This is a genomic window from Gordonia sp. (in: high G+C Gram-positive bacteria) (assembly GCF_049647785.1).
Lineage (GTDB): Bacteria > Actinomycetota > Actinomycetes > Mycobacteriales > Mycobacteriaceae > Gordonia.
Map to the genome: position 1 here is coordinate 59384 of NZ_JBARYI010000018.1, position 6718 is coordinate 66101.

Below are 6718 nucleotides of genomic sequence, written 5' to 3' on the forward strand. Positions count from 1 at the left end.
ATGACCGATGCGCCCGGTGAAAGTCCCCGATTCTCGACGCGGGACCTAATCGTGCCCACTTTGTTCTTCCTCGGTGCGCTGCTCTTGGCGGCAGCATTCGCGATGGGGCCGATCGTCGGGTCGGGTCTCAAGAAGCTGCCGTTGACGATCGATCGCACGTGGGTGGCCGACGGTTCCGACGGCACGCTGGTCTTAGACCGCTGTTCCCTTGAGCGACCCACGGCGCAGGTCCTGGAAGCCGACGTGCAGCAGCGGCAACGCAGCGTGGCCGTGCGACCGGCCGACTCGAACGTGGTGACGGTGCAGGCGGGCACAGCCCTCGGCGTCGACACCTATGTGCTGGGCGGGAAGTCCGTGGACGCTAAAGACGTTTGTGCCGAGCCGACCCTGGTGGCAACCATCGACCGCGTCACGCTTGGCCGCCAGTCCGCCTCGCCGACCGGTCAATCGAGCATCCAGTACGACGACAAGCGCGCGGCCGTCGACGTCCCTAACCGGACGGGCCGCACGTACGTGTTGCCGTACGGATGGGCCGCACCCGGCGACTACTTCGATGTGCCGACTCGGACCACCGTCCCCCTCCACGACCTGGGTGGTATGTCGATCGACGGCCGGGACGTTCGACGACTGCAGGCGCAGGTCCCCGAGACCGATCTCGGGTCGGCGGGTACCGATCCGCGCGGGGTGATTCGGCGCCCGGCGTCGTGGTTCGGGCAGTTTCCCGGTGTCGCCCCGAACACCGAGTTGACGGCAGTCCTGCATTATCAGTCCACCAGGGACCTCTACGTCGACGAGCGGACCGGCGTCGTTATCGATCAGCGCGTCGACATCACCGAGAGCTACCGGTTCACCGCTGACGAGGTCGCCAAGTATCCGGCGCTGCGCGACTTCGCGCTGACTAATCTGCGGACGGTATTGACCGGGGATCGACAAAGTCGGATCGACGGTGCCAACGAGGCCCGCGATCGGGCCCGCCCGGTTTTGCTCGCGACGCGCGTCCTGCCTGTCGCTAGCGGGACGCTTGGGGTGCTTCTGCTGCTTTGCGGTCTGGTGCTCGTTGTCCGGTCCAGCCGAAAATCCGCACACCGAACAGCCCCGTAGCGACGACGGCGCACGCCGCCGACACGGCAGCAACCGCTGCCAACTCGACCACCGTGTTGACGACGGTCACGATGATGATGACCTCGCCGATGAGAATGACAAGGGCGGGCAACGCACCGCGTGCCCGATTCTGTGCGATTGCCGCCAAGAGCATCACCTGTAGAACTGCCAGCAGCGCCCCGGCCAGCGCGAAGAGCCACATTAGCCCGGCGACCGGTCGGTAGTCGTTCGAGATCACGATGGGAACCAGCGGACCGGCGATCCCGGCAACCAGCGTGGTGGCCGCACCGATCGCCGCCAGCACGCCAATCGCCTTCCGCAAGGCATTCGACGACGCTGTCGGATCGGCCAGTCGCGGATACACCACCACCCCCACGGCTTGCGGCAGCCAGAACGCCGCCTTCGTCGCGACCGCACCGAGCGCGTAAACCCCCGCTTCCTCGTGCGACAGCACCGACCGCGACAGCAGCAGGTCTACCGACACCGCGACGATCATCACGAACTGCACACCCGAAGCGGCGAGGACGTCGAGCAATGACACGGCGGGTCGCCCATGTCCGAAGCCCGCTCCGCTGCGTTGCTCTGCCGCAGTGACGCCCCCGACCACCGCGGCGACGACAACCGCGGCGACCATCGTGCCTGCCGTCCCGGCGACGAGCGCGCCCGTCGCATCGGCTCCGGCGTACACGGCCGCAACCACCGGCATCGACCGCAAGACGCCGACCCCGGCAAGGACTCCGCCGAGCAGGCCGAAGCGGCCGAAACCCTGCAGAAATCCTTGCCCTCCAGCGATCACCGCGAGCGGTGCCGCACTCGCGAGCGCCGCGACCGTCGACGCGGTTCCGGTGTGCGCGATCTCGCGCATCGCGGCCACGCCGAGCACCGATAGCCCGGCAACCGCCAGGAAGACCATCCCGATAAGCCGCCAGAGTCGTCGACGATCGGTGCCGCGAACCACTTCGCGCGCCACCACTGACTGCAAGGCCAACGCGGGTACTGACGCAATCAGCATGGCCGCGTTGAGCACTGAGAATTCGCCGAACCCGTCGGGCCCGAGGACCCGACTCGCCGGGACTTGCACGGCATAGGCGAGCAGGTTCGCGAGAAGTGTGCCAACGGTGACCCAGCCGAGGGAGCGCACAAGGCCACCCATTCGACCCGCGGATGCGGGGGGTGCGGCAACAGGCTCGACCATGCTGACCAGTGTGCCTGCCGCACTCGCGATAGACTGCATCGGCAGCATCCCCACCGGATTTGAGACGAGCGCTAACAGTCGATGTACGACACAGATTCCTTCACTGAGACCGACCCATCTGTCGTCGGTTCCCGCATCGACCCCGTTCTGGCCCGCAGCTGGCTGTTGGTCAACGGCGCTCAATATGAGCGTTTCGAGACCGCTTCGCGGTCGCGGGCCGACATCGTCATTCTTGATATCGAGGATGCCGTCGCCCCCAAGGACAAAGACGCCGCCCGCGACAATGTGGTCCGCTGGCTGGCCGACGGCCACTCGGACTGGGTCCGCATCAATGGCTTTGGCACGCCGTGGTGGGCCGCCGACCTCGCCGCTCTGGCGGGCACGTCCATCGGTGGCATCATGCTGGCGATGGTCGAATCCGTTGACCACGTGACCGAGACCGCGCAGCGGGTCCCGGGCGTGCCGATCGTCGCTCTCGTCGAAACCGCCCGCGGCCTCGAGCGCATCGCCGAGATCGCCTCCGCAAAGGGCTGCTTCCGATTGGCATTCGGTATCGGTGACTTCCGACGCGACACCGGCTTCGGTGATCAGCCAGCCACCCTCGCCTACGCCCGCGCCCGCTTCACCATCGCCGCGAAAGCCGCGAACCTACCGTCGGCGATCGACGGTCCGACCGTCGGTTCCAGCGCGTTGAAGCTGTCGGAGGCGACCGCTGTTAGCGCCGAGTACGGGATGACCGGCAAGATCTGCCTGACCCCCGACCAGTGCGCCGCCGTGAACGAGGGCTTGTCGCCGTCGCAGGACGAGATCAAGTGGGCGCGGGAATTTTTCGCCGAATTCGAGGCCGATGGCGGCGAGATCCGCAATGGCTCTGACCTGCCTCGTATTGCCCGTGGCACCAAGATCTTGGAACTGGCTCGCGCCTACAAGATCGTCCCGAGCGACTACGGGATCAACGACCACATGCCTGCTCCCACCGACACCTACCACTACTAGCTCGGTTGTCGCGGTGCTGTACGCGTTCAGTGCGCTGCTCACCGCCCTGATCTGCGGCCCCATTTTTGGGAAGTACCTGCTGTACCGCGACGCGGTGGCGACGCCGCAATTCCCGATGACGGCCAGTGCCTTGGGGATCGACGGGAGCGCACCGAGGGCGGTCCCGCAAGACACCGCACTGGCGTTGGCTTCACGCCTGGTCGACGGCGGCTGGCTGGTTGCCGGGTTCACGGCGCTCGCACTGTTCGCCGCCGGTGTCGGGTACGGGAAACTCGCCGCGCAGCTGATTCCGGTAACCGGGCGGGCCGGAACCGTCGCTGCCGCGGCCGTGGCCATCTGGAATCCCTTCGTCGCCGAACGACTGCTGCAGGGCCATTGGAGTTTGCTCGCTGGCTACGCCGCCCTGGGATGGACCGTGCTCGCGGTGCTGTCACTGCATCGCGAGCCATCGTGGCGACGATGGGCGATGCTCGCCGGAGCATTCGCCGCTGGCGGGTTGACCCCGACGGGCTCAATTCTGGTGCTGCTGGTGGCGGTCGTGACCGCGGTCGCGGCCCGACTGCCCGGCCGAATGCTGACGGGGTTGGTCGGCTGTTGGGTTGTCACCGCTTCCCCGTGGCTGGTTGGCGCGGTCGTCTCGTCGAATGTGGGCTGGTCGGGTGGTGCCACTGCCTTTGCCCTGCGCGCCGAGCCGTGGTTGGGGACCTTCGGTACGGCGCTTGGACTCGGCGGAATCTGGAATGCCGATGCCGTACCGGCCAGTCGGACCGGGCCATGGGCGCTGGTCGCGACAGTCATGCTGGTAAGCGTCGTCGCCCTGGGTACGTGGTCCATGGTTCGCCTACGACTGGATTCTGCGCGCACGGTCGGGGCCCTCGGGATGTTAGCCGCGGTGGTCGTGCTGGTGGTGGTGCTGGCCGCGACGTCGCCGGGGATTGCGCTCATGGACATGCTGCTTGCCCACGTGCCCGGCGCCGGACTCGTGCGCGACACCCACAAGTATCTGGCCCTCGCGGTCCCGTTCGTGTCTCTTGCCGCCGCGGCAGCGGTGGCCGCCCTCCGCCGACTGATTCCCGCTGGCTTTGCGGTCGCCGCGATGTTGGCGCTGGTTGTGGCACCGCTACCCGACCTCGCGTGGGGCGTCGGCGGCAACATCAAGCCCGTCGCCTACCCCGCCGACTACGGCCGCGTCACCGGCCTCATCGGGGCAAACGCGGACGGTCGTAGCGGGGCCGTCGCACTGTGGCCCGCCGACAATGTGCGACGACTGTCGTGGGTGGGGGGCCAGTCGCTGTCGCCGCTGCCGCGGATGCTCGACGCCCCCGTCGTCGTCTCCGGTGAGTTGTTCGTCGATGGCGAACCGGTGGACTCCCCGACCGGCAGAACGTTCGAGGTGGTTGAAACTCTTCGCGATGGGGGCGACACCCGGGAACTCGCCCACCTCGGCATCGGTTGGGTCGTCGTCGAAGAGTCCACCCCACCCGCCGACCTTGCTGCGGTCGAGCCCGTCTATCGGGGCCAACACCTGACCCTGTACCGGATCGACAGCGCCGAACCGCCGCCCACGCCGGGGATGCCAGCGTGGACGGCGGCGATCATCGCGTTCGCGCTGTGGGTCAGCTCGCTGCTCGCGGCGCTGATTGCGCTGCTGCTGCCTGCGGCAACAGCCCGCGTGCGGCCATTTCTTCGGTGAGGATTGGGACCCCGATATTGCAGGAGTGGATGCCGACCGTGGTTGCCAGTTTGAGCACTTCGAGGACTTCCTCGGGCGTGACGCCCATATCGAGTGCGGCTTGGATATGCCGCCGAGTTCCTGGCGCATACATGTGCGTGGCTGAGGCGTCGACGGCGATACAAAGCATCTGAACCACCTTGGGATCGATGATGCCGCTTTGGAAGGTCGCCATCGCCATCGCCATGTACTGCTCGGTCCAGTCCGGATCCATCTCGTACAGACCATCCCAGAGGTGGTTCCAGCCGCCTCCCGATTTCATCGCGTCTACTACGGGATGCTCGGTGGCGGGTTGCTGGGTGGGTTGCTCGGTGGCGGGATGGCCTGCAGCCTGGCGTACTTCGGTAATGGTCATCGACGATCTCCTCTGAGTTCCGTGCATCGCCACGTCCGCGATTGCTGTGATGTACCTCATCGTATGAGCCAGCACACCCCAGAGTTTGACCAATTCGGTCACGAGAGTTGACATTCTGGGTCAATATTGGCTCATGTTGATGATTCGCAGCACGGCCCTCAGCGGATACATCGAGCTCGCGGAATCCGTGGGACTCAACCCCCACCCCCTCCTGCGCGTGTCAGGGATTGACCCCAGCCGGTACGCTTCCCCGACCGGATGGATCCCCGCCCGAGCCGTGGACCATCTGCTCGAGATCTCAGCGGAACAGTCGGGTCACGCCGACTTTGGCATTCGCATGTCAGCCGACCGCGGAGTCTCCCATCTGGGTGCGATCGGCCTCGTCGCCCGCGAGGAACCCGATCTCCGCAGTGCCGTCAACATCATCTTGCGACACCTGAACCTGCACAATGAGGCGGTCGAACTCCGCTTGTCGGAGGCGCAGGGATTGACAATTTTTGAGTCTGTCCCTTCGCCGGACACATTTCATCGGCAGTCCGTCGAGTTTGCAGTCGGTTCCATGTACCGAATTTTGTCCGATCTGATGCCCGCGGACTGGGCGCCGTCGGCAATCTACTTTTCCCACAGCGCACCCGCCGACGTGTCGACCCATCGCCGACTGCTCGGCGACCGCGTGATCTTCGATCATGATTTCAATGGCATCGTTACCCCGACCAGCGACCTAGACCAGCCAAACCTTCTTGCCGACCCGCTACTCCGCCCCTTTGCCCAGGAATATTTGGGCCTCCTAGCCCCCGCCGCCGGCCTCACGCTCGCGCAGCAAGTCCACGAACTGATCGCGACCCTCCTCCCGGAGGCTCACTGCTCGGTCGACCGCGTCGCCCACACCCTCAACTTGGATCGGCGCACAATGCATCGCCGCCTATCGGCTACGGGCGACTCGTACTCGTCGATCCTCGATCAGGTCCGAAGCGAGCAGGCGACGGCGGCCATCCTGAAGGAGCGCAGCACGCTGACCGAGATCGCAACCGAGATGGGGTTCTCCGAGCTGAGCGCCTTCTCGCGGTGGTTCCGCCAGCGGTTCGGCGTGAGTCCGCGGCAGTGGGCATCCCAGCAGCGCAGCCCGGAACAGGCAGCACCCGAACAGCAAACCGCCGCCTCCACCGATGGAATCGGTGAAGGCGGCGGTCGAAGAACGTCTTAGAAAGAGTTCCGCTTAGGCGTGGCCGGTGAAGCCGACCTGGCCGGGCTGACGGTTCGGTGCGTAACCGAGCTTGGCCAGCGTCTCATCAGCGTCGGCGTACCACTCACCGATGCGGTAGATATCGCGAGCTTCCTT

General features: G+C 66.1%; 6 protein-coding genes and 1 pseudogene. 4 read left to right on the forward strand and 3 right to left on the reverse strand.

Annotated features, from left to right (window positions below):
* The gene (locus WBA38_RS02350) at window positions 1-1101 is read left to right on the forward strand and encodes a porin PorA family protein (protein ID WP_424295530.1); all 1101 of its coding nucleotides are present in this window, start codon (window positions 1-3) and stop codon (window positions 1099-1101) included.
* On the opposite strand, the gene WBA38_RS02355 is transcribed toward WBA38_RS02350, so the two are convergent.
* Window positions 1010-2296: a polysaccharide biosynthesis protein gene (locus WBA38_RS02355; protein ID WP_424295531.1), complete on the reverse strand. Its 1287-nt coding sequence runs from the start codon at window positions 2294-2296 to the stop codon at window positions 1010-1012. The genes WBA38_RS02350 and WBA38_RS02355 overlap by 92 nt on opposite strands.
* 81 nt (window positions 2297-2377) lie before the next feature.
* On the opposite strand from WBA38_RS02355, the gene WBA38_RS02360 reads away from it, so the two are divergent.
* On the forward strand, window positions 2378-3292 hold the full coding sequence (locus WBA38_RS02360; RefSeq protein WP_424295533.1) for an HpcH/HpaI aldolase/citrate lyase family protein: 915 nt from the start codon (window positions 2378-2380) through the stop codon (window positions 3290-3292).
* A gap of 13 nt (window positions 3293-3305) precedes the next feature.
* Window positions 3306-4985, forward strand: coding sequence for a hypothetical protein (locus WBA38_RS02365; RefSeq protein ID WP_424295535.1), 1680 nt, complete (start codon window positions 3306-3308; stop codon window positions 4983-4985).
* Here WBA38_RS02365 and WBA38_RS02370 read toward each other — a convergent pair.
* Entirely contained in the window at window positions 4909-5286 is a 378-nt protein-coding gene (locus tag WBA38_RS02370) for a carboxymuconolactone decarboxylase family protein (RefSeq protein WP_424295539.1), read from the reverse strand. The genes WBA38_RS02365 and WBA38_RS02370 overlap by 77 nt on opposite strands.
* Before the next feature lie 226 nt (window positions 5287-5512).
* Between WBA38_RS02370 and WBA38_RS02375 the strand changes: the two genes are divergently transcribed.
* Complete coding sequence (locus WBA38_RS02375; RefSeq protein WP_424321955.1) at window positions 5513-6583, forward strand: AraC family transcriptional regulator; 1071 nt, start codon at window positions 5513-5515, stop codon at window positions 6581-6583.
* A 12-nt stretch (window positions 6584-6595) separates the two neighbouring features.
* Here the strand turns inward: WBA38_RS02375 and WBA38_RS02380 are convergent.
* Window positions 6596-6718, reverse strand: a pseudogene (locus WBA38_RS02380) (3-keto-5-aminohexanoate cleavage protein); the annotation flags it as partial.

Excerpts from the sequence above, each read along its gene's own strand:
- WBA38_RS02370 (WP_424295539.1), bottom strand. The coding sequence starts at position 5,286 with ATGAAATCGGGAGGCGGCTGGAACCACCTCTGGGATGGTCTGTACGAG.
- WBA38_RS02350 (WP_424295530.1), top strand. The coding sequence starts at position 1 with ATGACCGATGCGCCCGGTGAAAGTCCCCGATTCTCGACGCGGGACCTA.
- WBA38_RS02355 (WP_424295531.1), bottom strand. The coding sequence starts at position 2,296 with ATGGTCGAGCCTGTTGCCGCACCCCCCGCATCCGCGGGTCGAATGGGT.
- WBA38_RS02375 (WP_424321955.1), top strand. The coding sequence starts at position 5,513 with ATGTTGATGATTCGCAGCACGGCCCTCAGCGGATACATCGAGCTCGCG.
- WBA38_RS02360 (WP_424295533.1), top strand. The coding sequence starts at position 2,378 with ATGTACGACACAGATTCCTTCACTGAGACCGACCCATCTGTCGTCGGT.